The sequence below is a fragment of the Microbacterium sp. Leaf351 genome (assembly GCF_001423825.1).
In the GTDB taxonomy this organism is placed as follows: domain Bacteria; phylum Actinomycetota; class Actinomycetes; order Actinomycetales; family Microbacteriaceae; genus Microbacterium; species Microbacterium ginsengisoli.
This window is the reverse complement of the sequence record NZ_LMPK01000021.1, coordinates 25,592-25,893: the sequence shown is the minus strand read 5'-3', so window position 1 is coordinate 25,893 and position 302 is coordinate 25,592.

The window sequence follows — 302 nt, the reverse complement described above, 5'->3', positions numbered from 1 at the left end:
ACGAGTTCTGGTGTCGTGCGCAGAGGCAGCCGCGGGCGCTCGTGACGGAGGGTCGTCCACAGTTCCCCGGCCGGCACGGCGTTGCGGGTGGTAAGTCTGCGGTAGACGCTGCTGACGGTTTCTCCCGTGAAGGGTTCGATGAGCACGGGGAGCTTCCTCATCATTTCGCTCGCGCGGGACGGCCTCGTTTGGGCCGTGGTGATGGCCGGTTCTCTTCTTCCTCGATCCAGCCTTCCGACTCACGGATTTTCGCCAGCGACGCGAGCACGTCGTCGAGGTCGAGGCGTTCAGTGTGCTGTTCG